The organism is Helicobacter sp. TUL (genome assembly GCF_002287135.1).
In the GTDB taxonomy this organism is placed as follows: domain Bacteria; phylum Campylobacterota; class Campylobacteria; order Campylobacterales; family Helicobacteraceae; genus Helicobacter_F.
On the sequence record NZ_NESU01000009.1, the window covers coordinates 46,547 to 70,715 of the forward strand.

The 24,169-nt window shown below is 38.1% G+C and carries 24 protein-coding genes; 10 read left to right on the forward strand and 14 right to left on the reverse strand.

What is annotated here, in order from left to right:
* Positions 1–65: 65 nt before the first annotated feature.
* The 3 genes from B9T66_RS08765 (at position 66) to B9T66_RS09165 (ending at position 1,849) form a co-directional block, all read left to right on the forward strand.
* The gene (locus B9T66_RS08765; protein ID WP_143429103.1) at positions 66–257 is read left to right on the forward strand and encodes a hypothetical protein; all 192 of its coding nucleotides are present in this window, start codon (positions 66–68) and stop codon (positions 255–257) included.
* A gap of 192 nt (positions 258–449) precedes the next feature.
* On the forward strand, positions 450–1,322 hold the full coding sequence (locus B9T66_RS09160) for a hypothetical protein (protein WP_257874620.1): 873 nt from the start codon (positions 450–452) through the stop codon (positions 1,320–1,322).
* A complete protein-coding gene (locus tag B9T66_RS09165; RefSeq protein ID WP_257874621.1) occupies positions 1,304–1,849 on the forward strand; it encodes a hypothetical protein in 546 nt (181 codons plus the stop codon). The genes B9T66_RS09160 and B9T66_RS09165 overlap by 19 nt, the downstream gene beginning before the upstream one ends.
* Before the next feature lie 126 nt (positions 1,850–1,975).
* On the opposite strand, the gene B9T66_RS05480 is transcribed toward B9T66_RS09165, so the two are convergent.
* Positions 1,976–2,503: a gamma carbonic anhydrase family protein gene (locus B9T66_RS05480; RefSeq protein WP_095627986.1), complete on the reverse strand. Its 528-nt coding sequence runs from the start codon at positions 2,501–2,503 to the stop codon at positions 1,976–1,978.
* A gap of 255 nt (positions 2,504–2,758) precedes the next feature.
* On the opposite strand from B9T66_RS05480, the gene B9T66_RS05485 reads away from it, so the two are divergent.
* The gene (locus tag B9T66_RS05485) at positions 2,759–3,250 is read left to right on the forward strand and encodes a ferritin (protein ID WP_095627987.1); all 492 of its coding nucleotides are present in this window, start codon (positions 2,759–2,761) and stop codon (positions 3,248–3,250) included.
* A gap of 59 nt (positions 3,251–3,309) precedes the next feature.
* On the opposite strand, the gene B9T66_RS05490 is transcribed toward B9T66_RS05485, so the two are convergent.
* Genes B9T66_RS05490 through leuS form a run of 8 tightly spaced genes read right to left on the reverse strand, consistent with a single transcriptional unit; the run spans position 3,310 to position 13,925 of the window.
* A complete protein-coding gene (locus tag B9T66_RS05490) occupies positions 3,310–6,402 on the reverse strand; it encodes a DEAD/DEAH box helicase (protein WP_095627988.1) in 3,093 nt (1,030 codons plus the stop codon).
* 3 nt (positions 6,403–6,405) lie between these two features.
* On the reverse strand, positions 6,406–6,828 hold the full coding sequence (locus B9T66_RS05495; RefSeq protein ID WP_095627989.1) for a bactofilin family protein: 423 nt from the start codon (positions 6,826–6,828) through the stop codon (positions 6,406–6,408).
* A complete protein-coding gene (locus B9T66_RS05500) occupies positions 6,738–7,679 on the reverse strand; it encodes a M23 family metallopeptidase (protein ID WP_095627990.1) in 942 nt (313 codons plus the stop codon). The genes B9T66_RS05495 and B9T66_RS05500 overlap by 91 nt, the downstream gene beginning before the upstream one ends.
* 3 nt (positions 7,680–7,682) lie before the next feature.
* Positions 7,683–8,600 carry a M23 family metallopeptidase gene (locus B9T66_RS05505; RefSeq protein ID WP_180763344.1) on the reverse strand — a complete coding sequence of 306 codons (918 nt, stop codon included), beginning with the start codon at positions 8,598–8,600 and terminating at the stop codon, positions 7,683–7,685.
* The gene (locus B9T66_RS05510) at positions 8,585–9,835 is read right to left on the reverse strand and encodes a Mur ligase family protein (RefSeq protein ID WP_095627992.1); all 1,251 of its coding nucleotides are present in this window, start codon (positions 9,833–9,835) and stop codon (positions 8,585–8,587) included. The genes B9T66_RS05505 and B9T66_RS05510 overlap by 16 nt, the downstream gene beginning before the upstream one ends.
* Entirely contained in the window at positions 9,832–10,926 is a 1,095-nt protein-coding gene (locus B9T66_RS05515; RefSeq protein ID WP_095627993.1) for a hypothetical protein, read from the reverse strand. The genes B9T66_RS05510 and B9T66_RS05515 overlap by 4 nt, the downstream gene beginning before the upstream one ends.
* Positions 10,923–11,480, reverse strand: a complete 558-nt coding sequence (lptE, locus tag B9T66_RS05520; protein ID WP_095627994.1) for an LPS assembly lipoprotein LptE — start codon at positions 11,478–11,480, stop codon at positions 10,923–10,925. Before lptE ends, B9T66_RS05515 begins: the two co-directional genes overlap by 4 nt.
* Positions 11,481–13,925, reverse strand: coding sequence for a leucine--tRNA ligase (gene leuS, locus B9T66_RS05525; RefSeq protein ID WP_219350217.1), 2,445 nt, complete (start codon positions 13,923–13,925; stop codon positions 11,481–11,483).
* A 163-nt stretch (positions 13,926–14,088) separates the two neighbouring features.
* On the opposite strand from leuS, the gene B9T66_RS05530 reads away from it, so the two are divergent.
* Together B9T66_RS05530 and B9T66_RS05535 are read left to right on the forward strand one after the other, a co-directional pair.
* A complete protein-coding gene (locus B9T66_RS05530; protein ID WP_180763345.1) occupies positions 14,089–15,243 on the forward strand; it encodes a trans-sulfuration enzyme family protein in 1,155 nt (384 codons plus the stop codon).
* A gap of 4 nt (positions 15,244–15,247) precedes the next feature.
* Positions 15,248–16,153, forward strand: coding sequence for a PLP-dependent cysteine synthase family protein (locus B9T66_RS05535; RefSeq protein ID WP_095627997.1), 906 nt, complete (start codon positions 15,248–15,250; stop codon positions 16,151–16,153).
* Between the two features lie 71 nt (positions 16,154–16,224).
* On the opposite strand, the gene B9T66_RS05540 is transcribed toward B9T66_RS05535, so the two are convergent.
* On the reverse strand, positions 16,225–16,662 hold the full coding sequence (locus tag B9T66_RS05540) for a Dps family protein (protein ID WP_095627998.1): 438 nt from the start codon (positions 16,660–16,662) through the stop codon (positions 16,225–16,227).
* A gap of 220 nt (positions 16,663–16,882) precedes the next feature.
* Here B9T66_RS05540 and B9T66_RS05545 point away from each other — a divergent pair, with 220 nt between their 5' ends.
* The 4 genes from B9T66_RS05545 to B9T66_RS05560 all read left to right on the forward strand — a co-directional run bounded on the left by B9T66_RS05545 (position 16,883) and on the right by B9T66_RS05560 (position 21,081).
* Positions 16,883–17,392, forward strand: coding sequence for a hypothetical protein (locus B9T66_RS05545; RefSeq protein ID WP_095627999.1), 510 nt, complete (start codon positions 16,883–16,885; stop codon positions 17,390–17,392).
* Positions 17,393–17,435: 43 nt separating this feature from the next.
* On the forward strand, positions 17,436–18,389 hold the full coding sequence (locus B9T66_RS05550; protein WP_095628000.1) for a radical SAM protein: 954 nt from the start codon (positions 17,436–17,438) through the stop codon (positions 18,387–18,389).
* 70 nt (positions 18,390–18,459) lie between these two features.
* A complete protein-coding gene (gene lepA / locus B9T66_RS05555; RefSeq protein ID WP_095628001.1) occupies positions 18,460–20,253 on the forward strand; it encodes a translation elongation factor 4 in 1,794 nt (597 codons plus the stop codon).
* A gap of 24 nt (positions 20,254–20,277) precedes the next feature.
* Complete coding sequence (locus B9T66_RS05560) at positions 20,278–21,081, forward strand: HesA/MoeB/ThiF family protein (protein WP_095628002.1); 804 nt, start codon at positions 20,278–20,280, stop codon at positions 21,079–21,081.
* Positions 21,082–21,084: 3 nt separating this feature from the next.
* Here B9T66_RS05560 and B9T66_RS05565 read toward each other — a convergent pair whose 3' ends face one another.
* From B9T66_RS05565 to B9T66_RS05575, 4 genes are all read right to left on the reverse strand, one after another.
* Positions 21,085–22,143, reverse strand: a complete 1,059-nt coding sequence (locus B9T66_RS05565) for a phosphonoacetaldehyde reductase (protein ID WP_219350216.1) — start codon at positions 22,141–22,143, stop codon at positions 21,085–21,087.
* A 1-nt stretch (position 22,144) separates the two neighbouring features.
* Entirely contained in the window at positions 22,145–23,347 is a 1,203-nt protein-coding gene (gene aepY, locus B9T66_RS05570) for a phosphonopyruvate decarboxylase (protein ID WP_095628003.1), read from the reverse strand.
* Positions 23,348–23,390: 43 nt separating this feature from the next.
* Positions 23,391–23,519, reverse strand: coding sequence for a hypothetical protein (locus B9T66_RS09170; protein ID WP_257874622.1), 129 nt, complete (start codon positions 23,517–23,519; stop codon positions 23,391–23,393).
* Positions 23,520–23,562: 43 nt separating this feature from the next.
* Positions 23,563–24,169: TylF/MycF/NovP-related O-methyltransferase (locus tag B9T66_RS05575; protein WP_095628005.1), on the reverse strand; the 607-nt coding region annotated here is incomplete at its 5' end.

Sequence of the window (24,169 nt, forward strand, 5' to 3'; positions counted from 1 at the left end):
ATTGTATCATAAACTTATATGAATCCCCAATAAACACCAAAATACAAAACAATCAAACAAGCTAAATGCACTTGCTAGATTCGTTGCTACAATACTACAAAACACAATTTTTACGCAAAATACAGGAATACAACATAAAAAACACATATCATAAAGACTATTACGATGCACTGCGTGAGGCTCGATATGAATATACAGAATCTAAAGAATATATTTTAGCTATACAAGGGGCTTTGATTCTACTGATTACGCAATAAGCTTTGTGAATCTCCTTGGAGATTCTATATACTCTTTATCTCCATGCAATGACGCCTTTTATAAATCTTGTGCAAACAATAAACTACACATCATCTAAAAGTAATGCTAAAATGGCAATACCAAATAATATAGCAATAACGCCCTAAATCCATAGGACGCTTAGCTACTACAATAATAATGGAGGATGGATTATGGATAGGATAGATAGACGAAAGTTTTTACATACAATATCTGTATTAGGATTAGGGATATTGGGTGGATATAGTGTCGTTGGTTGTGGGAATTCAAATAATAAGGAGAAAGCAATGACAACAAAAGATGCATTTAATAAAGATATAACATTGGATTCCGATGGTAAGGTAATTTTACAGAAAGAAAGAACAACACTTAGAAAAGATGAGACCACACAATTACCAATTGAAAAGGTAATAAAAATGGATACTTCAGAAGAAACAAGCCAATATGTAACAAATATATATCATCAAACAAATATCATTATGAAATCTTCCCCCTATGCCAATTACAAACCTATCTACTTTGATCCAAGCCTTAAAACAAATCCAAATCATCTTAAAGAGTATCAAGCACTTCGCAATCTCTATCTTACACAACCTCCTATAGGTAAAATAGCTCCTTGGACTAAAGCTGAAAAAGCCTATTATGAATCACTAAAAACAAAAAGAGAAAGATATAAATATTTAGTAATTAGAAGTGGGATAAGAAGCTCTGTCATAGATATACCATTAGATGCTATAGCTAGTGTAGATGAAAATGGAAAACTTATTAATGAAGAGTATAGAGAACTCTATGAAATAGTAGAGGCAAATAGGGGAATGGCTCATATAAGCGATGGATTTTTGGCAATGGCAGAGTGGGAAATAGCAGCAGGTATGCTAGGAGATATAAAGGGGTTTAGTGCAATACGAGTGGATGGCTTTACAGCAAGAACATATCAAAAAAGAGTGTTGGTGCATCAATTAGGTGAGATTTGGGAAAAAGGATATTATACAGATGGCTATTTTTTTATGGCACATATGAAAATCCATTGCGAAAAACACAAATGATGAGTCTAGCCAAAAAGATAAAGCCAGATAGATTTGGTATGTATCCCTATATTGATGAGATAATGGGGGTAGATTGGATAATGGATTATGGTAGATACCTGGATAGTGGAGATGTGTTATTGATTCTGGGTGATGAACTCAAAGCAGGAAAACTACTAGATCCAAGAGATCCTAGAGCTACAGAACAAACAAGAAAGGAGTTTATGAATAGAACAGATAACATCATCCCATTTAGCACAGGCAAACTGGATGAATTTATAGATGCTGATGTATCCAATGAAAACAACAAAGAATGGGTAAAAAATGATTTTATTCTTCGAGCCAAAATCTTGGCAGTAACTCCCCCACAAGGCTATCCTAATGCACCTACTTACTACATACCAGAATATTTAGATGAACTCTATGAAGCAGGCAAACTAGATAAAAAACTAAACCCCACAATCCCAGCCATATATAGAGAATCTTTCCCACAAGAGCTACGTGATAAAATAGAATGGTATGCTAAAAAGCATAATATCAAGGAATAAAATAAATATAAATGTGGATTTATGCAAAACATAACAAAGCCTAAGTATTGCATAAAGCATACTAGGCAAGATACAAAATACACCAAAGCACAATCTACGAAATTGTAGAGGCTTGCACTCCTAAGCCTAAGATTTCAAATATTGGTTTTTGCATTCGACATAACGCATAGCTGAATCTGTGATTTCCTCTATTTCTGATTGTGTTAATTCTCTAATTAATCTCGCAGGATTACCAAAGATTAGAGATCGTGGCGGAAAATGCTTCCCTTTGGTAACAACCGATCCAGCGCCGATTATAGAATCTCTCCCAATTACTACGCCATCCATAATAACGCTTCCCATACCAATAAGACAATTATCCTCTATATGACACGCGTGAATGATACAATTATGTCCAATCGTTACATTATCCCCAATAATAGTAGGATAACCACTTTGAGGCACACAATCCCTATATCCCACATGAATAGTGGTTAAATCTTGGATATTTGTATTTTTGCCTATTTGAATGTAATGTATATCGCCACGCAATACGCAATTAAACCATATAGATACATCATCTCCGATACTCACCTCCCCAATAATCTTAGCTCCCTCACAAAGCAATACATTATTGCCAACACGAGGCGTGTGTCCATTGAAATCTATCAACATATGCGCTCCTTTTTGGATTTATTACGATTATAATATTATTTTTAGAGCATATCTATAAGATACCATACAAACTCATAGCCAAAAATCCATAATGAAACAAACAACATATCACAATATACTCTATTGCAATCAATAATCTGTGGGTATTAGATTATGCTAAATTCTCAAAATTGCATAAAAATGATAAAATTTAAGCTAAATATCAGAAAGTATGACTTAGTATGTGTATGTTAAATTCTCATTAAAGGATATGAAATGATTACACAAGACATTGTAAAACTACTCAATGAGCAAATTGCAAAAGAAATGTTTGCGGCTAATTTGTATTTGAGTATGAGTTCTTGGTGCTATGAAAATAGCTTTGATGGTGCGGGTTTGTTTTTGTTTCAACATGCCGATGAAGAAAGCGGACATGCTAAGCGTCTTATTACATACCTTAATGAAACAGATTCTAAGGTGATCATCACAGAAGTCGCTGCTCCAGAATCCAACTTTAATGGGTTGCTTGATGTGTTTGAAAAAACATATGCGCACGAGCAAAAAATCACACAATCTATCAATAACCTTGTAGATTGCACCTTGCAAAGCAAAGACTATCCAACTTTTAATTTCTTGCAATGGTATGTAAGTGAGCAACATGAGGAAGAGGCTTTGTTCCGTGGAATTGTTGATAAAATCAAACTTATTGGATCAAATGGTGATGGTCCATACCTCGCTGATAGATTTATCAAAGACCTCACAAAATAAACCAAAGCTAGATTCTTGTATGCTAGATTCTCTGCAAATCTTTGCGTGAGAATCTAAGCCTATATATTGCCCTCAGCTCTCTTGCGTAAAAATGTCATAATACTGCCCAGCACATCGTCCCAATCTTTGCTAGGAGATTCTATACGCTCTTTTGTATCATCGCTATATGTGATAGTGATAGTTTGCCCATAATGTGCAATTTGCTTAAGCTTCAAAGTATTTGCCAACACGCGAATCTTGATGAGCTCTAAAAAGTTTATACTATATGGATCAAGCTTACCAAAACGATTTTCAATTTCGCCCTCAATGTCATAGACTTCTGCAAGATTCTCACACAAACTCAATCGACGATAAAGCTCTAAGCGCAATGTATCACTTCCCACAAGCTCGGGATTGATATAGGCACTAATATTAAGCTTGATATCTACTTGCGTGCTTTTTTGCATGCCAAATCCGCTAAGCTGATTGATACATTCTTCAAGCATAGAGAGATACAAACCATAGCCGATTTTTTTGATATGTCCGCTTTGTGCTTCTCCCAATAAATTGCCTCCACCGCGAATCTCCAAATCGTGATAGGCAAGATTCTCTCCGCTACCTAAATAAGAATTTTTTTCTAACGCACTTAATCGTTTTTTGGCTTCATCACTTAAAGCACTCTCACGCGCTACACACAGATAACAAAAGCCCTCTTTTGCACCACGCCCCACACGACCACGCAATTGATGTAAATCCGCTATACCAAAACGATTTGCTTCCTCTATGATGATAGTATTGGCATTGGGTAGGTGCAAGCCAGATTCGACAATGCTTGTGCAAAGCAACAAATCAAGCTTTCTTTGCACAAAATCCGCCATAATGTCTTGAGAATGTGCATTTTCTACTTGAGAGTGCAAAATCCCTATGCGCAACTTTGGCAAAAGCTCATTAATGTCCTTTGCTTTTTGTGCGATTGTCGCGATATTGTTATACACATAAAAAACTTGTCCTCCGCGTCGCAACTCACGCAAAATCACCTCGCGTATAAGCTTCTCATCATATACTTTCAAAAATGTTCGCACACCTTTGCGCTCCATAGGTGGCGTGCGCAATGCACTAAAGCCCTTGATGTGTGAGAGTGCCATATTGAGTGTGCGTGGAATTGGAGTAGCACTCATACTTAGAGTATGCACATTTTTGCATAATGCCTTCATTTTTTCTTTTTGTTTAACGCCAAACTTATGCTCTTCATCAATAATAACTAACCCAAGTTTGTTAAATGCTAATCCTAAAATGGCGTGTGTTCCGATGACTACATCAACACTGCCACTTTGTAAATCCCTCTGTAGAGTGTTTTTGTCTTTTGTGAATCTATCAATCTTGGCTATTGTGATAGGTTGCCCATTCTCTTTTGTGAGTGATCCTAGCCTATCTTGCAGAGTTTGATAATGCTGTGAAGCAAGCAATGTCGTAGGCACGATAAAAGCACACTGATAGCCTTGTGAAACAAGCGCAACAATCGCGCTCATAGCAACTTCTGTCTTACCAAAACCTACATCACCGCTAAGCAATCTATCCATAACGCGCCCAGATTCTAAGTCATCTAAAATTTCTTTGATACTACGCTCTTGATCTTGTGTCAAGGCAAAGGGGCGAGTTTTATCAAATGCATAAAGCAACGCACAATCTCTCGTAATCTTTACACCCTCTAATAGTGAGCGTTGCGCGGCAAGCTCGATGATAGCCCCAGCAATTTCAAAGAGTTTTTTACGCACAGAATCTTTAAGCTTGCTAAAACTTCCTTTACCAAGCCTATCGACAATCGGCAAGATTCCAGAATCTGCCACATAGCGATCTATCATATCTAAGCGATCTACAGGCAATAAAAGCTTATCTTCTCCCTGATATGCAATCTCGATAAAATCTCGAACCACACCCAACACACTTGTGCTTTTTAATCCCTTAAAGATTCCAATCCCATAATCTGTATGCACCACATATTCGCCTATGTTAAGCTCATTAAGCTGTAATCGCGATCTTTTGTGCTTTTTGGCGGATTTTTGGGTTTTATTTAGAGAAAGGATAAGCCAATCTTTATGCAAGATATTGAGATTTTGTGAATCTAACACAACATGTATGCGCGAGAGATCAATATCAAGTGGTTCTAAAAGCTTTGGTGGCGTAACACTATAATCAAGTCCATAGGATTTGAGTAACGCATAATTTGGCGTAATAAGTGTAATGTCTTTTTGTTTGTGAAGTGCAAGGAGTGAAGATAACATCTTTGGTGCAAAGAGAATCTCCTCGTATGCTTCACTACGAGGAATAAGGGGCATTTGATATATATGATTGGGCGCTAATGCTAATTGCAATTCCTCTTCTATGGCATATAATTCTTTGGCTTCCTCAAGCGCGTTTTGTGTGATAAAACACGGATAAGACTTGCTTAAATGCACACCCTTATCGCCCAAATGCCACAACCACGATGCACCACTTTCTACACTAAGTTCATCACTTGATTGTATCTCACCTAATCTCGTAATATCATCTTGATCCACGCCAAAAAGTGCAACAGGGATTTCAAGGGAATCAATCTCATTTTTTTGACTAAGCTGTGTGCTTACATCAAAAACGCGTATGCTCTCAATATTCTCATCAAAAAAGCAGATTCGATATGGAGCAGGTGCATTTGGCAAAAATATATCCACAATCTCACCACGCACACTAATCTCGCCGGGCATTTCTACGACTTCTACATTCTCATAGCCATAGCTTATGAGTTTTTTGGCAAATACTTGAGAATCTAGCGGATTTGTTTTGTCAATCACAAAGCTTTGTAAAAATTCTGACTTAGGCAGTGGATACAAAATACTTGAAATGGGAGCACATAGGATTTTTGGGCTTTGGCATTGATAAAATGTGCGCAAAACCTGTAAAAGCTCGAGTAAATCCTCACGAAATGGCGTCAAATCATCGCCAAAATGCACACGCACCTCTGGTAAAATAAAAGGCACATAAGGACTAAAATCCCTGTGCTTATGGCAAAATTCTAGCACCTCATAAGAAGATCTCGCCTCTTGATAGTCCTTGCAAGCGATAATAAAATCGTGTTTAAATTCCTTAGTTTGTGCGCACTCTTGAGATAAAAGTGCGTAAATATCACCCTGTATCAAATCCTAAACTTTCTTTTTAGAATCTATATCCTTGGCAATATCTTTGCTTGGTATTTCCTTGGAATCACGCACTTTGCTTTCACCAATAAACACACCTTTGCGTTCTACCACAAGTTCATTTGCCGTAATTGTCCCCTCAATACGTCCTTGTGCTTTAAGCTCAAGTATATTAGATACACAATCACCGATAAATTTACCAGCCACCACCAATGCATGTGCATTAATAATGCCCTTAACAAAACCATTTTTACCAATCATCACCGTGTCTTTGGAATTGATAGTTCCTTCAACATATCCATCAATATGTAAACGACACTCTATGTCGATTTCACCTTTTATGGTTGTTCCTGTAGCAATGATAGTTGCTCCTCCTGATGAGGTGCTTGATCCATCAAGCTGTTTATTGTCGTTAGTAAAGATTGCCATGATACGCTCCTTTCTTTTTCAAAGATTGATGAAAAATCACTCATTGTCCATTCGATGAAATTTCGTGGATCTAAAACACTATCCAAAAACCTCACCTCATAGTGCAAATGAGGACCTGTGCTAGCACCACTATTGCCAGAATAGGCAATAAGTTGTCCTTTTTTGACAAAACTGCCGTGTGAAACGACAATTTTATTCAAATGAGCATAATAAGTCCTAAAACCAAATGAGTGATCGATTTTCACTAAATTACCAAAGCCACCATTATGACCCATTTTGGCAAATTCTACGACGCCATCAGCAGTCGCATGCACGGGAGTGCCAATATCGGTGGCAAAATCCATTCCAGCGTGCAAATGTCTTGTAAAATATAAAGGATGGATTCTATAGCCAAACTCGGCAGAAATACGCTTATAATAATCCAAGGGATAGCCATTTGGCACAAATTTCATCACAAAAACTTTTTGTGCACCTGTCAATGAAGCCACATCGATACGCTCACCTAAGTCCTCACCTGCAATATCTCGCGTATCTCCCACACCTACAATACTCTCCAAATCCCCTACTCTATCTCCTATAAGCCCAATTTCTTCGGATCTTTGCTCGATTTGAAAATTAAGATACGCATTTTTTTCTTGCGTTTTTTCATATTGCGCGAGGATTTTTTGGTTGAGGGCAGACACATTGGCTATCTCATGCTTAAACGCACGCACAGAAACAATACCATAAATAATGCACACTAATAAAAAAATCAGTGCATACAAACCCACTTGCCTAAACACAGAATGTATATTGATATAACGCGTCTTTTCTTGATCGGTTATCATCAATATCAGGCGTTTATTACTCATAGGCTATTCTATACTCACTCTATTAGATTGAGAATCTGCTTGTGCAGTCCTATAAGTGTGAATTTGTGCCAAATCATCAAGCGCCCACACAAGGCTTTTCCAATCAATGCGATCTCTGTTTTTGGTTACTGCATTAAAATTATCAAGATCCCATAATGCATAATCAATCGTATGAAGCGGTGTGCCCAAAAAGCGTAGCTCATATAAAAGCCCTTCTTTTTTAGCACTACCTCCTTGCCCACTATAGCCAATAAGCTGTCCTTTTGCGACAAACTCACCCTTTTTGACAACCATAGAATCTAAATACGCATATGTTGATGTGAAGCCAAAAGAATGGGCTACTTTTACATACGCACCATAGCTCCCACCTTGAAAGGCATTCAGACTATCAACAATACCATTTGCAGTCGCATACACTGGTGTGCCTTTTGGGACTTCATACACAAAAGATTGTGCTTGGGTGTTATCCAAATTTTTGGCATGATCCCACTTGTATCCACGCACAGGATCACCATTAGGCATAATCTTTAAAACCATTTGTCTTTGTTCATCACTAAGCGCATCAAGATCGACATCTTGATTATCGACTTTTATATCAAAATTTCTATGAATGCTCACAATCTTTTCTAGCTCGCCAATTTGCGTATTTGCCTTTAATAGCTCGTTGGTTTTATACTCTATGCTACGCACAAGTTCGCTGTTTTTTTCATAGAGTTCTTGGAATTGCTCTCTTGCCTTGTTTTTTTCAGCAATAATCCCATCAAGCTCTTTAACCAAAAACTTTACCATCACAAAATACACTACTAACGCCACTCCAAGCGCCAATGCCACATACAAAAGCACACGCTTTATAATCTTATGAATACTAAATTGTTTAAAAGTATCACCATCAATAATAGAAATCATTAGTTTATCTTGCATAATTTCTCTCTCCATATATCTAAAAATCCAGCGACCACACTAAAAGATCCAAAAATGACATATTCTTTGGAATCTGTCATATCTTCAAATACAAAATCCCTATAAGCAATCCCCAAATCCTCTAAAATCGCTAGGAGCTCATCGCGCGCAATAACACGAGGATTATGAGTTAAGGGAAAAATCCATAACTCTTGAATGTGTGGTTTTAATAGCTCTAAAATACAATGCACTTCTTTATCAGAATACGTATTATACACTAAAATCACACGCCTTTGCTTAAAATTTTGCTCTATCACGGATTTTAACGCCCTAGCACATTCTTGATTATGCCCTACATCAAGCAGGATATGAGGAGCAAGCCACTCACATCGCCCATGTAGATTCAATGCAGGGAGCGTCAAAAAATCTATCTTTATCCCAAAAAATTGCAAAGCAAAACTTGCAACCAAAAGATTTTGTGCCAAAAACTCTGCAAGATGATAGCGTGATACATAATCCACATATCCTTGCCAAAAGCTAGAATCTAGCGTATTTTGCAACCCAAAAGTGAGGCAAAATTTCTCATATTGCACATCATATTGTGTTTGGGATTTGATACACTCTAGCGCAAAAATCCTTGCATGATAATCTTTGGCAATCTCATAGGCTATAGATACGCATTGCCGATAGTGTTGTGGTGCCATAATGACATTTTTTCCCATAACACGCAACTTTGTGCCTGCAATAGATTCTATGCTTGTCCCTAAAAAATCCTTATGATCAAAACCTATGGGCGTAAAAACACTAAGATCTGAATCTATCACGCTTGTAGAATCAAATTCACCCCCAAGCCCTGCCTCTAGCACCAAAAAATCATCACCCTGTGCAATATAAAGTGCTAAAAATGTCGCATACTCAAAATAACTTGCTTCATTAACAAAGTCTTGTTGTTGCAAAAACTCGTGTGCTTGTTGCAATGTTTGATCACACACTTCACCAGTATGCGTAAAAAAACGCTCTCTAAAATGCCATAAATGCGGTGAGCTAAAATGCAAGACTTTATACCCTTGCTGCATAAGCCCCAGTGCGATAAACCTCCCTGTGCTTCCTTTGCCATTTGTGCCCACAAGGTGGATAACTTTAAGATTCTCTATATGTAGCTTTGGTGCTAATTTTGCGTAGATTCTATGAGCGCGTCTAGGATCAAAAGGTGCATATTCTTGCCCCTTGGATTCTAAAAATTCCCATAGATTCATTGGACCTCGCCTATGTATGCTCGGAGATCAAGCAGGGTTTGCAAAAAATCTCTATGCTTATCAAACAATCTTCCATCAAATTTGAGTGTTTGCTTATGTTCTTTGTAGTTAAAAACCTGCTCCCTTAAAAGCGCACAAAATGTCTCAAAACGCTGTTGTATCTCTTGTTTTTCACCCTCTAATAAAAGATAAAAAACCCCATTTTTTGGCTCAAATACATCGTGATGTCGGCACAAAGATTCAAAGTGTCCCAAAAAAATACGCTTAAACACAATAACTTGCCTTGCATAACCCTCTTGCCCAAATTCTTTTATAATCTCATGATGATTAAACACGCGTATCACGCACAAAAATGTATTTTTAGCGTTAAGAAATTCTTGAATATTATGGCGCAAATCACTCTCTTGTTTGTCTCCTAAACTCTCGCTATGGCGTGGCGCCACCTCCAATGCCTGAATCTGCATACTCCATTTTTCACATATTCCACCAAGCTCTTTATTACTAAACTGCGGAATAGGATTAGGTGCCGTGTTTGTAAGTTTTGCCACACAGCTTTCGTAGATATATTGTCCCATTTTTTCTGCATCTTGCAAAACCTGCTCAAAAAGCGGCTGCTTAGAATCTTTAAACGCATTATACAGGCGTGCAAGAAATTCTAAATCTGTAAGATTCTGTGGGTGTGCCAAAAGTCGCGTAAGCTCATTATTTTCTTTTGTGTTTTTTGCAAGGTTTAAGGCGCATACCATACATTGTGCAATGGCATTGAGTGCCACAAGATGTCCCTTTGCCCTATAAAATTTTAGCCATTGTTGCTCTAATTCCTTTGCACCATGTGGAGTGTGAATTGTGCCTATTTTGAAAAATTCTTGATATTTTTCCCTCACCTTTGGCGCAAAAAGATCGCGTATAATCTTAATAAGCACTATATTAAGGGCGGTTATGGAATTGTTTTGGGATTTTGTATCTGTAGTTCTTGGTGAGAGCTTATATCTATGCTCTAATTTTTGGGCTATGATACGCGCTTGTTGCTCCATAGACATATTGCGTGTATCTTGTAAAATCCGCAAAATAATTGTGTTAAGAGTATTCATTTCTTTGTGCTTGGTAGGTCTTGTGCTTCTTCTTGTTTTTGTGTTTGCTTTTGTTCTTGTTGTGCCCCATAATATGCCATTTGAGAAATAAACTTATCAAGTGCTTGTATAGTCGCATTTGAAACCGCACCAAGTTTGGCTTCCTCAATAAGCAAAGCAGATGTCGAACTCGCTGGGTAATCATAATATCCTGAAGTGCTTGCACTCATTGTTGCACCATTGATATTTTGCACCTTAAATGAGAGATTAACCGTGGCACGATAATGACTTATAAAACCATTTTCATCATACGCTACAGGTGTGCTACTTACAGAAAGCACACGCACATCAATAATACTATGTGCGCTTTGTTTAGAAGACAAGGTATTATTAAAGCGTGTCAAAACCGCAAGGTTAATCGCATCTTTTGCACTTACAGAAGCCTCTGGGAGTTGTGGATCCATAGTAATCTCCACATACACGCCCTCACCAAAAATCTTATCACTATAACTTGCTACAGGGACATAGCCACACGCCATAAATAGCAAAGCTAGTAGTGTTATACCATATTTCATCTAGGCTTTTACCACAAAATTTATAAGTTTCTTTGGCACTACAATTTCTTTTAAAACTTCACCCTCTAGCCACTTTGCCACGCTTTGTCTTCCAAGGACAAGCAATTCATCATTGCTTATATCTGTGCTTACTTCAATTTCAGCACGCTTTTTGCCATTAACAGTAACTGCTATAAGCATTTCATCACTCTTAAGTGCATTCATATCAAGCGCAATAGGTGCAAAATTCGCGCGCCCAAAATATGTATCGCTAAGCTCCCAACAAATATGAGGCACGATAGGCTCTAAAATATGCAATAACACGAAATATCCTTCGGTATAAATAGCCTCATTATCTTGCTCACCTAATGCGTTAAAAGCTTCCATACACGCTGCTATGAGTGTATTAAATGCATATCCAGATTGTTTTTTGCTAAAAATATCATGAGATTTTTGCAATGCCTCATAAACCTTCTTACGCGCAAACTTTTCTTGTTTGGAGAGTGTATGGGATTGTATAGTCGGTAGGCTTTTACATGGCTTTACATGCTCGCTACGCTCCCACACACGCTTTAAGAATCTAAATGCTCCCTCCACGGCTGCATCATTCCATTCTAGCTCACGCACAGGTGGTGCAGCAAAAAGCACAAAAAGTCGCGCTGTATCCGCTCCATAGGTAGCAATAAGCTCATTTGGATTTACGACATTGCCTTTAGATTTACTCATCTTAGCACCATCTTTTAGCACCATACCCTGCGTAAGAAGATTGGCAAATGGTTCATTGAGATTCACATACCCCAAATCTCGCAATACCTTGGTAAAAAATCTCGCATAAAGCAAATGTAAAATCGCATGTTCAATCCCACCAATATACTCATCTACATTCATCCAATATGCAATATCCTCTGCTCTAAATGCACATTCTTCCCAATACTGCTTAGGCGTTGCGTAACGCAAAAAATACCAACTTGATTGCACAAAAGTATCCATTGTATCAGTCTCTCTTTGTGCATTACCACCACATTGTGGGCATTGGCATTCTTTCCAAGTAGGATGTTTATCTAGCGGATTACCCTCGCCATCAATGACCACATCATCAGGCAAAAGCACCGGAAGATTCTCAATCTTTTCTGGCACAATGCCACATTTTTGGCAATGCACCATAGGAATAGGTGCACCCCAATATCGCTGCCTTGATACGCCCCAATCACGCAAACGATAATTTATAACACCAACTCCCTTGCCCTGCTCCTCAAAGTATGCAATGATTTTCTCTCGTGCTGTAGCACCCTTTAACCCATTAAAGATTCCAGATTCTATCAACTCGCCATCTTCACAAAATGGCAAAGAATCTGTGTTAGATACAAGCACAGGTTTAATAGGCAAATTATATTTTTTGGCAAATTCAAAATCTCTTTCATCATGTGCTGGCACTGCCATAACCGCACCATTAGCATATTCTATCAACACAAAGTTTGCTACCCAAATTGGAATCTCTGCGCCACTTAATGGATGAATGGCTGTTATCCCTAAATCAAAACCTTCTTTCTCCATCATAGATCGTTCTTTTGATGGGAATTTACGCACCTCTTGGATTTTTTGTTTTTGTTCTGAATCTAGTAATCCTTTTTGCAATAGCGCATCAACAAGCGGATGTTCTGGTGCAATGGCACAATATGTCACACCAAAAAGCGTATCACAACGAGTCGTAAATACCTCAAAGCTCTCTATGCCTGTCTTTTGCTTTGAATCTTCACTCAACACAAAAGCAAAGCTTAGCCCCTTAGATTTTCCAATCCAATTATTTTGCATAGTAAGCACTTGGTTTGGCCAATGCCCTTGCAATGTTTGTAAATCATCAAGTAATTCTTGTGCATATTGGGTAATTTTAATATAGTATTGATACATTTGTTTTTGCACTACAGGTGTATCACATCGCCAACATTTTCCTTCAATCACTTGCTCATTTGCTAACACAGTCTGATCATTTGGACACCAATTCAAATACGCTTCTTTACGATAAATAAGCCCTTTTTCCCACATTTTGATAAAAAATTCTTGCTCCCAACGCGTATATATACTATCACAAGTAGCAAACTCTCTATCACGTGAAAAACTTAATCCCAAAGACGCAAGTTCGGTGCGCATAGTATCAATATTGGCATATGTCCATTGTTTTGGGTGAATTTTTCTAGCTATAGCGGCATTTTCTGCAGGCATACCAAACGCATCCCAACCCATAGGGTGCAACACATTAAAGCCATTGTGTCGATAATGCCGTGCTAGTGCATCTCCTATACAATAATTGCGCACATGTCCCATATGAATTGCGCCACTAGGATAAGGAAACATTGATAAAATATATTTTTTTGGCAATGTCTTATCATCATTTGGCTCAAAAACATTATTGTTTTGCCAAAATTCTTGCCATTTAGATTCGACGATCTTTGGTTCATACGCTCTCATAACAATCATACTCCAAATTTTTTTGTGATTATAACAAACAGAATTTTACACTAAAATACAGACTTTTGTTTTTCAAAAAATAGGTTTGTAAAGCTATAATGCCAACTTCACATTTTTTGTCATTTTTTGCACAAACCAAAATTCCAAGCTAAAGGACTATATGATGACACAAAACTCCCTTGATACACTGCTTATTCATGGTGGCTTAACAACAGATTCTAAAACTGGTGCGGTAAATACTCCAATCTACCAAACCTCTACATATGCTCAAGCAGCATTAGGACAAAATCTAGGCTATGAATACTCACGCACCAAAAACCCTACACGAGATGGTATAGAAAGTCTCATTGCTGAACTAGAGGGCGGCAAATTTGGTTTTGCATTTGCTTCGGGTATGGCGGCTATTGGCACAATTTTAAGTCTTTTTAAAAGTGGGGATAAGATTCTCATCTCTAGCAATGTGTATGGTGGCACATTTAGAATCTTAGATAAGGTATTTTGTAATTTTAATATCACATATGAAATTGTGGATATGCGTGATTACGCACTTTTAGAATCTGCCATAACTCCAGAAGTCAAGGCACTTTTTATAGAAACTCCTGCAAATCCATTAATGAGTGTCGTCTCACTCCAAAAACTTGTCCAAATCGCTAAAGCCAAAAACCTACTTACAATCGTAGATAATACCTTTATGACACCCTATCTCCAACGCCCACTAGAATTTGGTGTGGATATTGTGCTACATTCTGCTACCAAATACTTAGGAGGGCATAGCGATGTGGTTGCAGGACTTGCTGTTGTGCGTGATGAATCCCTTGCCCAAAAGATTGGCTTTTTGCAAAATAGCATAGGTGGCGTCCTTGCTCCATTTGATAGCTTTTTACTTATACGAGGCATTAAGACATTGGGACTTAGAATGCAAAGACATTGTGAAAACGCCCTACAAATTGCAGAATTTTTACGCGCACACAATGGTGTAAAAAAAGTGTATTATCCTGGCTTAAAAGATGATGAAGGATATAGCATTCACAATGAGCAAGCACGCGGTGGCGGTGGTATGATAAGCTTTGAACTACAAGAAACATATGATTACAAAAAGTTTTTTGAATCTACAAAGTTTATTGTTTTGGCTGAAAGCTTAGGTGGTGTAGAATCTCTTTTGTGTCATCCTGCCTCTATGACACATGCTTCCATTCCAGCAGAGATTCGAGCAAAAGTGGGTATCACAGATAATCTTATACGCCTTTCGGTGGGCATAGAATATGTTAATGACCTTATTGATGATTTGACATATGCCATAGAACAAGCCAAGAGATAATGCAATGATTTACCAAAGTATTGCGCAACTTGTGGGCAACACTCCGCTACTTGCATTGCATAAGCTTTCTATTCCAAACAACAACAAAATCCTAGCTAAATGCGAATTTTTTAATCCTGCGGGTGGGATTAAAGATCGCGTAGCATTTCATATCCTTGAGAAGTTTAAAGCCGAGGGAAAACTCCACAAAGATTCTGTTATTATCGAAGCGACCGCAGGGAATACAGGGCTTGGGATCGCACTAGCAGCCATTGAATTTGGGTGTAAGGCTCTGCTTGTGGTGCCAGAGACATTTTCTATTGAAAAACAAACCCTTATGCGCGCACTTGGCGCAGAAGTGATTAATACACCACAACAAGAAGGTATGCAAGGCGCAATAGAGAAAGCACAAGAACTCTTAGAAAGTATGCCAAATGCCATTGCCTTTGGACAATTTGAGAATCCACTAAACCCACAAGCACACATCAACACTGCAAAAGAAATCTATGCGGACACACAAGGGAATATTGATTATTTTGTATGTGGTGTAGGCAGTGGCGGAAGTTTTAGTGGTATAGCGCGTTTTTTAAAAGATCAAAATCCCTCCATTCAAGCTGTTTTAGCCGATCCGCTAGGATCTATCATAGGTGGAAATAAGCATGATGTAAAATCTCGCATAGAAGGTATTGGTAACACTTTTGTGCCACACACTATGGATCTCTCTCTCATCGATAAAGTATATAAAATCAGCGATCAGGAAGCCTATGATGGGCTAAAACTTCTTGCACGCACAGAAGGAGTATTAGTGGGAATCTCATCGGGAGCTTGTATTCATGCATGTTTAGAACTTGCAAAAGAAGTCAAAGATAGTGTTATTGTAACAATCCTTGCTGATGATCTCAGCCGATACTTTAATCGCGAACTCTTTTAATGAAAGTGTAAAAATAGAGTAGTCAAATAAAAAAAGATAGATTCCCCACCTCGTGGTGGGGATTAAGGGTATTAGCCAAGCTGTGCTTTTAGCATCCAGATACTTTTTTGTAATTGTGCACATTTATCATCGGCATATGCTGCAGTTACCTTATCTCCTGCTTCATCAGCGCTTTTTGAGAGAGCGCTAAATGCACCAAGAAAATATTCATAATCACTCAAAATTGCCTTAACAATTGTTTCGGATCTAAAGCTATGCGCACTTTCTTCTTTAATCTTTGCAACCTTTAGTATGTCTGCAAGAGTTACATATGGCACACCGCCTAATTGCAATACACGCTCTGCCATATCATCAAAAACATCAGCAAAGTTTTCATAAATTTTTTGTGTTGCCTCATGTGTTGGGTGAAAATCCATACCCTTAACATTCCAATGATAGTTATGCACCTTGATATAAAATACCTGTGCGTCCGCCTGAATCTGTTTAAGTTGATCGATAATATTACTCATCGTATCCTCCTTTGTGTTAATTTCTTAAAAAGATTTAAGATGCACACATTCTAAAAGAATTTAGTAAATAAAATTGTAATAAATAATAATTTTTATCATTTACAATTTTTTATGATATTTTGTAAGCCAAATACTTTTGCTTTTACATTCTACTTTTTTAATGAAGTTTTTAGTTTTTTAGACTACAATGCCTAGAATCTTACATTTTCGAGGAGTTGTGATGAAAAAAATATATGCTCTACTTATAAGTGGATTTGTAGCTTTAGCTTTTTTAGGTTGTCCTAGCAAAAATGAGTTAGGCAATACTTCTGACTTTGGTCTTAAGGGTGCGCCAAATTGGGTGCTTGGTAAATCTGATGCAGATTTATATGGTGTGGGTAGCGCACAAATTAAAAATAACAAAGTAGATTGGGCTATCAAAGAGGCTACGATTAAAGGCACAGCAGAATTAGCAACTACACTTCAAGGTAAAATAGAACAAAAAGCACGCATTTTAGAATCTAATGGCGAGAGTGAAAGTGTGATAGCTATTAGACAAAGCGTTGAGGCACTTCTCCCAGGTGCTAGCCGAACAGATACTTGGATAAGCGAAGGTGGAATGGTATTTGTAAAAATACAAATCAAAAAACTAGATAATGAGACATTACAAAAAAATCTCTCCGCCCTACAAAAAATCGATCAAGAAGCAGCTAAAGCACTTGCACAAACCGTTGATGATTTGCTGAAATAACTTTTAGAGTCATTTTTGACTCTACCCTATTTAAACGCAAACTATGAAAAATCTCATTTTTGGTCCCGTTATTTCTCGTAGATTCGGATATTCTCTAGGAGTTGATCTCTCACCTACCAAAAAACAATGCAATTTTGACTGCCTTTATTGTGAACTGCAAGGTGCTAAACCTCAAGATTCTATGGACGAAGCTATTGCTGTGCATGAATATGTCAAAGCCATTTCGCATTATCTTGCCACACAGACACAACAAAAACTTGATGTTTTAACCTTCACCGCAAATGGTGAGCCTACACTCTACCCACATCTTTTGGAGCTTATCAGGGCTATAAAACCTCTTTTGCCTCCACATATCAAAACGCTTATTTTAAGCAATGGATCACTTTTTTGGCAAAAAAATGTGAGAGAAGCGCTTTTAGAGTTTGACATCATCAAATTTTCCCTAGATTCACTAAATCCAAAGGCGTTTAATCGCATAGATCGCCCACACAAAAGCCTAAATCTTGAATCTATCAAAGATGGTATCACCTCGTTTGCCAAGGAATTTACCCAAAAAACCAACGGCAAACTTATAGGTGAGATTTTACTCCTCAAAGGCATCAATGATGCGCCACAATACGCAGAGGAACTTGCACAATTCCTCTCTCACATTCCCCTATCACGCCTTGATATAGGCACTCTTGATCGTCCTCCAGCGCACAAAGCCACACCACTAAGCGATAAAGAGATTCAAGCCTTTGCCTCATATTTTAAAGGAATTTGTGTGTATATCCCTAAACGCACACCAAAAGATTCACATACACAAAAACGCACCCTCAATACACAAGAATTAATCCAAGCCCTTAGTATGCGTCCTTTAACCAAAGAAGATATGCAGATACTTTTTTCTAAAGACACTCTTAGCCTAGCTAATACCCTGCTCAAAGAGAATCTCCTTGTTTGGGAGCAAGTAGGTAATATAGCCTTTTTGCGCCCTACAGAGAATGCACCCAAATAAAAAGTATTTTTTATAATTGCTTTGTTACAATATCCACTTTAAGATCTCTCTTAGACAAGGTTAGTGCATTATGCAAGAATATATCCGAAATTTTTCCATTATCGCTCATATTGATCATGGTAAATCTACACTTGCTGATCGTTTGATTCAAGAGTGTGGAGCAGTTACACAAAGAGAAATGGTAAGCCAAATTATGGATACTATGGATATCGAAAAAGAACGCGGTATCACAATCAAAGCACAATCTGTGCGTTTAGAATACACTTACAATACCAAGACATACATTCTTAATCTCATCGACACGCCCGGTCATGTGGATTTTAGCTATGAAGTCTCAAGATCGCTTAGTTCGTGTGAAGGGGCTTTGCTTGTCGTTGATGCCTCACAAGGTGTAGAAGCCCAAACCATCGCAAATGTCTATATTGCACTTGATAATAACCTTGAAATTATTCCGGTTATAAACAAGATTGATCTTCCAGCCGCAGATGCCCCAAAGGTTAAAGATGAAATAGAATCTACTATAGGGCTAGATTGCACAAACGCCCTAGAAGTCAGTGCAAAAAGTGGCGTGGGCATACGCGAACTTTTAGAATCTATTATCACGCGCATTCCTCCACCTAGTGGTGATGAAAATGCCTCAACAAAAGCGCTCATTTATGATTCATGGTTTGATAACTACTTAGGAGCTTTGGCGCTTGTGCGGCTAAAAGATGGGAATCTATGTGTGGGGCAAGAGATTCTAATTATGAGTAGTGGCAAACGCTATGAGGTGCTTGGGCTATATTATCCCCACCCTGTCCAAAAAATTGCCACACAAAAAATTGCGTGTGGCGAAATAGGTATCGTGTCCTTAGGTCTCAAATCCCTAACAGAGTTAGCCGTTGGTGATACGATTACAGATTCTAAACAACCCACAAAAGAACCTATAGAGGGCTTTAAACCGGCTAAGCCTTTTGTATTTGCGGGGCTATATCCTATCCAAACCGATAGATTTGAAGATTTGCGCGATGCACTTAATAAACTCAAACTTAACGATTCTGCCCTGCAATTTGAACCAGAAACTTCCATAGCACTTGGCTTTGGGTTTAGGGTTGGATTTTTGGGGCTTTTGCATATGGAGGTAGTCAAAGAACGACTAGAGCGTGAATTTGATTTACAACTCATTGCCACTGCCCCAACCGTGATTTATGAAGTCTATGGAACCGATGGATCACTCACACTCGTGCAAAACCCTAGTCAACTTCCAGAAGTGCAAAAAATCGCTAGTATCAAAGAACCATATGTCCGCGCACATATCATCACACCAAGTGAATATTTGGGCAATATCATCACGCTTTTATCCAACAAACGAGGGGTGCAAGAAAAAATGGAATACCTCACGCCAGAACGAGTAATGCTTGAATATGCCCTACCAAGCAATGAAATTGTAATGGATTTTTATGACAAGCTCAAATCCTGTACCAAAGGGTATGCAAGTTTTGATTATGAGCCTATAGAATACAGAGAGGGCAAACTTGTCAAGCTTGATGTGCGTGTAGCAGGAGATGTAGTCGATGCGCTCTCTATCATCGTTGATACTTCCAAAGCCTATGAAAAAGGCAGGGCACTCGTAGAAGCAATGAAAGAACTAATCCCAAGGCAGCTTTTTGAAGTAGCAATACAAGCTAGTATTGGCAATAAGATTATCGCGCGAGAAACGATTAAATCTATGGGTAAAAATGTAACGGCAAAATGCTATGGAGGCGATATTACACGAAAACGCAAGCTTTTAGAAAAACAAAAAGAGGGCAAAAAGCGTATGAAAGCTATTGGCAAGGTAGAATTACCACAGGAAGCCTTTTTGGCAGTACTAAAGGTAGATTGAGACAAAGTGTAGCAAGGAAAGAGTATGCTAGAATTTAATGATGAGACTATGAAGCGATATTCGCGACATTTTGTGTTGCAAAATGTCGGCGTAGAAGGACAAAAAAAACTTGCACAGGCACAGGTATTTATCACGGGAGCAGGAGGGCTTGGATCACCTATTGCATTATATCTTGCAGCTGCGGGTGTTGGTCGCATAGGCATTATTGATGATGATGTCATCGACCTTAGTAATCTTCAGAGACAAATCCTCCATACGACACCAGAAGTTGGCACACCAAAAGTCCAAAGTGCAAAGCAAAAACTCCATGCCATTAATCCGCATATCCAAATTGATACCTACCAAGAACGATTGAATGCGCAAAATATCACAAAGCTTATAGAATCCTATGATGTCATAGTTGATGGCACGGACAATTTTGGCACAAAGTTTCTCATCAATGATGCGTGTGTTATGCTTAATAAGCCCTATTCTTATGGTGGAATACTGCGCTTTAGTGGGCAAACTATGAGTATCAAGCCCAATGAAAGCGCTTGTTATGCGTGTGTGTTTCACTCTCCTCCACCTCCAGATTCTGTGCCTACATGCTCAAGTGCGGGCATACTTGGATCGGTGGCTGGTATGTTGGGGAGCATTCAAGCTACTGAAGTGCTTAAAATACTTTTGGGCATAGGAGAGCCACTTTATAACACAATCCTTAGTTTTGATGCGCTAAGTATGGAGTTTCGCAAAATACGTGTGAGCAAAAATCCGCAATGCCGTGTCTGTGCCAATGGCGGTCCAAAAACCCTAAGTGATTATGAACAAGCATCGTGTTGGGAGCTGTAGATTCTAAAGTGTATGTAAAAACCTTTGTTTTACTACTTCCAAGTCAAAAACTCCATTCTTCGCACGATCATTAAGTGCATTAAAAATTTCTTCAAGCATTGCAGAATCTACGCCATAATCTCGAGCATTTGTGCTGACTTGAATAGTAGGAAAAAGTCCCTTAATCTCTTTAGTCAATGGATCCAAAATCTCTCGTATTTCACCAGATGGTAAACAATCCAATAGTAACGGAATACTAAAACTACAAGCCAATCCATGGGGTATACCAAAACGCATTGTCAGTGGATAACTTATAGCGTGTGCCAAGGCAGTTTGTGTATTTGAAAATGCCAAAGCCGCATACATACTCGCACACATCATATCACTCCGCAATGTTATAGAATCTAAATCCTTGATGAGCTTAGGAAGTGTGCGCACAATAAGCTTTATAGAATCTATAGCATATTGCGTAGAAATAGGATTGGCATTCTTATTCCATAGTGATTCACATGCATGAGAAAGTGCATCAAGTCCTGTTGAGATAGTATTTTCTTTGCTCAAGCTTCGCGTAAGATTTACATCATACAATGCAGTGTGTGGATATAGATTCTCATCTTGAAGGGAATACTTTATCATATTGTGACTATCCCAAATTGTCGCCCATTTGGTTAGCTCACTCCCTGTCCCAGCAGTTGTAGGAAAGGCAAAAATTGGTCTTGATATCGATGATGTGGGTGTAGTTTTTATCTCTAGCTTACCATTAGATGCCACAATATCGCCACACACACTCAAAAATTTTGCACTATCTAGCACACTACCACCGCCAATAGCAAGAATGCTTGTAAAATCCCCTAAATCACTCTTTAGCCTCAAAAGATCTGTTAATTCTGGGTTTGGCAGGATAGAATCTACCACCGCCACCATCTTAGAACCTAAGATTTTTTGTATCTTTTCTGTCAATCCTCTTTTACTAAATCCGCTTGAAGTAACCAATAAGATCGCTTCAGATTCTATTTTTTGACACCAATCTAGCAATTCGACACCAAACTCTATTCTTACTGGATTATGATAACTAAATCTCACCTTATACCTTCGCTAAAAAATTCTGTAATCGTATAGCAACTTCTTTGGGTGTAATCTTAGGACGCCCTAAAGGCTCCTTACTTCCTTTTGCTATACGCAAATATATAAACCATGCACCACCACTCTTGCAATGCACGAATTCATCTAAAACTTCATTAAGTTCAGTGCAAGTATTTACAGATCTACTAACCTCATACCCACATGCTCTAGCAATCGCACAAAAATCAACAAATGGTGAAAGATTAAATTGTCCACCAGTGCTATCATGGCTTTGATTATCAAGCAAAATATGACAAAAATTCCCTGCATCGCGAACCTTAGCATAATACGCATTAGTGCTTAAACTCCCTAAACGCATAAGCAATGCCGAATCACCATCAACTGCCATAACTTTTTTATGACTTTTTAGTGCAATACCAAGTCCCAAAGCTCCCACACAACCCATAGAACCAACCATATAAAGCTGATTCTCTCTATCACCTAATTCATAGAGTTCACGCCCACATTTTCCTGTAGTCGCTAAAAGGACACTTTGTGAATCCATAGCAATACGCTGTATTACCTCTAAGGCTTGTATGCGAGAAGGTAAGGCTTCGTGAGATTGTGTATTTTTATCTATACACAAATCTTGTATTGGGTTTACTTCCAAGGCAATCTTGGCAAAAGTCTTATCACGCACAATAAAAAAGCAACTTTTACCAGTCTGCAATATCTCTAATGCTTTATGTATTTGGGTTCTAGCTTGTGATAATTCTGCATGCAAAAACATATATTCTATCTCACAAGTATGTAAAAGTTTATCAGTAATCACACCCAATAACTCATGCTGTGGTTCATCAGTATTGTTTCCAGATTCATCACGCTCACCACGCAAAGATACAAAACCTAAAATAGGAATACTAAATGGATAATTTAAGCTTGTAAGGGGCGAAAGCGCATTGCTTAATCCGCTATTTTGCATAAGCACTACACCAAAAGTATTTCTTCTGTCACTAAAGTCATCTAAAACCATGTTAGATTCTAAACTTGCTAGAGTGATACCACTTGCTATAGCGATAGCCTCTCCTTCATTGTTTGCCATAATAAACCGCCTCTTGTTAATAGCATAATTAATAAGAGGTGAGAGATACGAACAAGGAACACCACTAAAATCCCTAAATCCACACTCTTCCAAAATTTCTCCAAATGCATACACATCTAACATATCATTCCTTTTAATGTCAATACCTACCAGATCTGATACTGATCTACACGAGTTTGATAATCGCTATACTCAAGTGATCTCCAATAGGAACTTTGAATGCAGAACCAAGATTGTGATTTTTTAAAAATTCATTAACTGCCAAAATTTCTCCAAATGCATACACATCTAACATATCATTCCTTTTAATGTCAATACCTACCAGATCTGATACTGATCTACACGAGTTTGATAATCGCTATACTCAAGTGATCTCCAATAGGAACTTTGAATGCAGAACCAAGATTGTGATTTTTTAAAAATTCATTAACTGCTTCCTTAACCCCGACATAACCTTGCGAGAAATACTCATGTATCAATATCACACCTCCTCTTACCATTTTTGGATAAAAAAATTCTAATCCAGCTAATATAGGTTCATACAAAACACAATCAAGATTCACAAAACAAAACTTATCCTCTTCTAAGTCTTGTGCACTTTGTGGAAACCATCCCTTTTTGATGATACATTTATCTTTGTGAGGCATTTTGGCAAGCACCAATTCTATACTCGTATTGGAAAAATGTCTTTGTCCCAAATCTTTGCCCATTGTGCCATCACGATCCTGTTTTAAATCTTGCACACTAAAACCCCCAAAAGTATCGAACAAATACAAATTTCTATCTGCAAATGCTTCATTAATCACACGTGCAAAATCTCCACGATACACACCAACTTCTGCCACACTTCCATGCATTTCTCTATCATATACCTCTTTAGCAAAATCTTTTACAAATGCTTCTCGTGCCTTTACGCTCAACTCGATATAACTTACATCAATCTTT

Bases quoted from the DNA above. Each gene is read 5' to 3' on its own strand.
- B9T66_RS05480 (WP_095627986.1), bottom strand. From the start codon at position 2,503: ATGTTGATAGATTTCAATGGACACACGCCTCGTGTTGGCAATAATGTA.
- B9T66_RS09160 (WP_257874620.1), top strand. From the start codon at position 450: ATGGATAGGATAGATAGACGAAAGTTTTTACATACAATATCTGTATTA.
- B9T66_RS05535 (WP_095627997.1), top strand. From the start codon at position 15,248: ATGATTTACCAAAGTATTGCGCAACTTGTGGGCAACACTCCGCTACTT.
- B9T66_RS05560 (WP_095628002.1), top strand. From the start codon at position 20,278: ATGCTAGAATTTAATGATGAGACTATGAAGCGATATTCGCGACATTTT.
- lepA (WP_095628001.1), top strand. From the start codon at position 18,460: ATGCAAGAATATATCCGAAATTTTTCCATTATCGCTCATATTGATCAT.
- B9T66_RS05505 (WP_180763344.1), bottom strand. From the start codon at position 8,600: ATGCAAGATAAACTAATGATTTCTATTATTGATGGTGATACTTTTAAA.
- leuS (WP_219350217.1), bottom strand. From the start codon at position 13,925: ATGAGAGCGTATGAACCAAAGATCGTCGAATCTAAATGGCAAGAATTT.
- B9T66_RS05485 (WP_095627987.1), top strand. From the start codon at position 2,759: ATGATTACACAAGACATTGTAAAACTACTCAATGAGCAAATTGCAAAA.
- aepY (WP_095628003.1), bottom strand. From the start codon at position 23,347: ATGTTAGATGTGTATGCATTTGGAGAAATTTTGGAAGAGTGTGGATTT.
- B9T66_RS05510 (WP_095627992.1), bottom strand. From the start codon at position 9,835: ATGAATCTATGGGAATTTTTAGAATCCAAGGGGCAAGAATATGCACCT.
- B9T66_RS08765 (WP_143429103.1), top strand. From the start codon at position 66: ATGCACTTGCTAGATTCGTTGCTACAATACTACAAAACACAATTTTTA.
- B9T66_RS05515 (WP_095627993.1), bottom strand. From the start codon at position 10,926: ATGAATACTCTTAACACAATTATTTTGCGGATTTTACAAGATACACGC.
- B9T66_RS05545 (WP_095627999.1), top strand. From the start codon at position 16,883: ATGAAAAAAATATATGCTCTACTTATAAGTGGATTTGTAGCTTTAGCT.
- B9T66_RS05500 (WP_095627990.1), bottom strand. From the start codon at position 7,679: ATGAGTAATAAACGCCTGATATTGATGATAACCGATCAAGAAAAGACG.
- lptE (WP_095627994.1), bottom strand. From the start codon at position 11,480: ATGAAATATGGTATAACACTACTAGCTTTGCTATTTATGGCGTGTGGC.
- B9T66_RS05495 (WP_095627989.1), bottom strand. From the start codon at position 6,828: ATGGCAATCTTTACTAACGACAATAAACAGCTTGATGGATCAAGCACC.
- B9T66_RS05530 (WP_180763345.1), top strand. From the start codon at position 14,089: ATGACACAAAACTCCCTTGATACACTGCTTATTCATGGTGGCTTAACA.
- B9T66_RS05550 (WP_095628000.1), top strand. From the start codon at position 17,436: ATGAAAAATCTCATTTTTGGTCCCGTTATTTCTCGTAGATTCGGATAT.
- B9T66_RS09170 (WP_257874622.1), bottom strand. From the start codon at position 23,519: ATGTTAGATGTGTATGCATTTGGAGAAATTTTGGCAGTTAATGAATTT.
- B9T66_RS05540 (WP_095627998.1), bottom strand. From the start codon at position 16,662: ATGAGTAATATTATCGATCAACTTAAACAGATTCAGGCGGACGCACAG.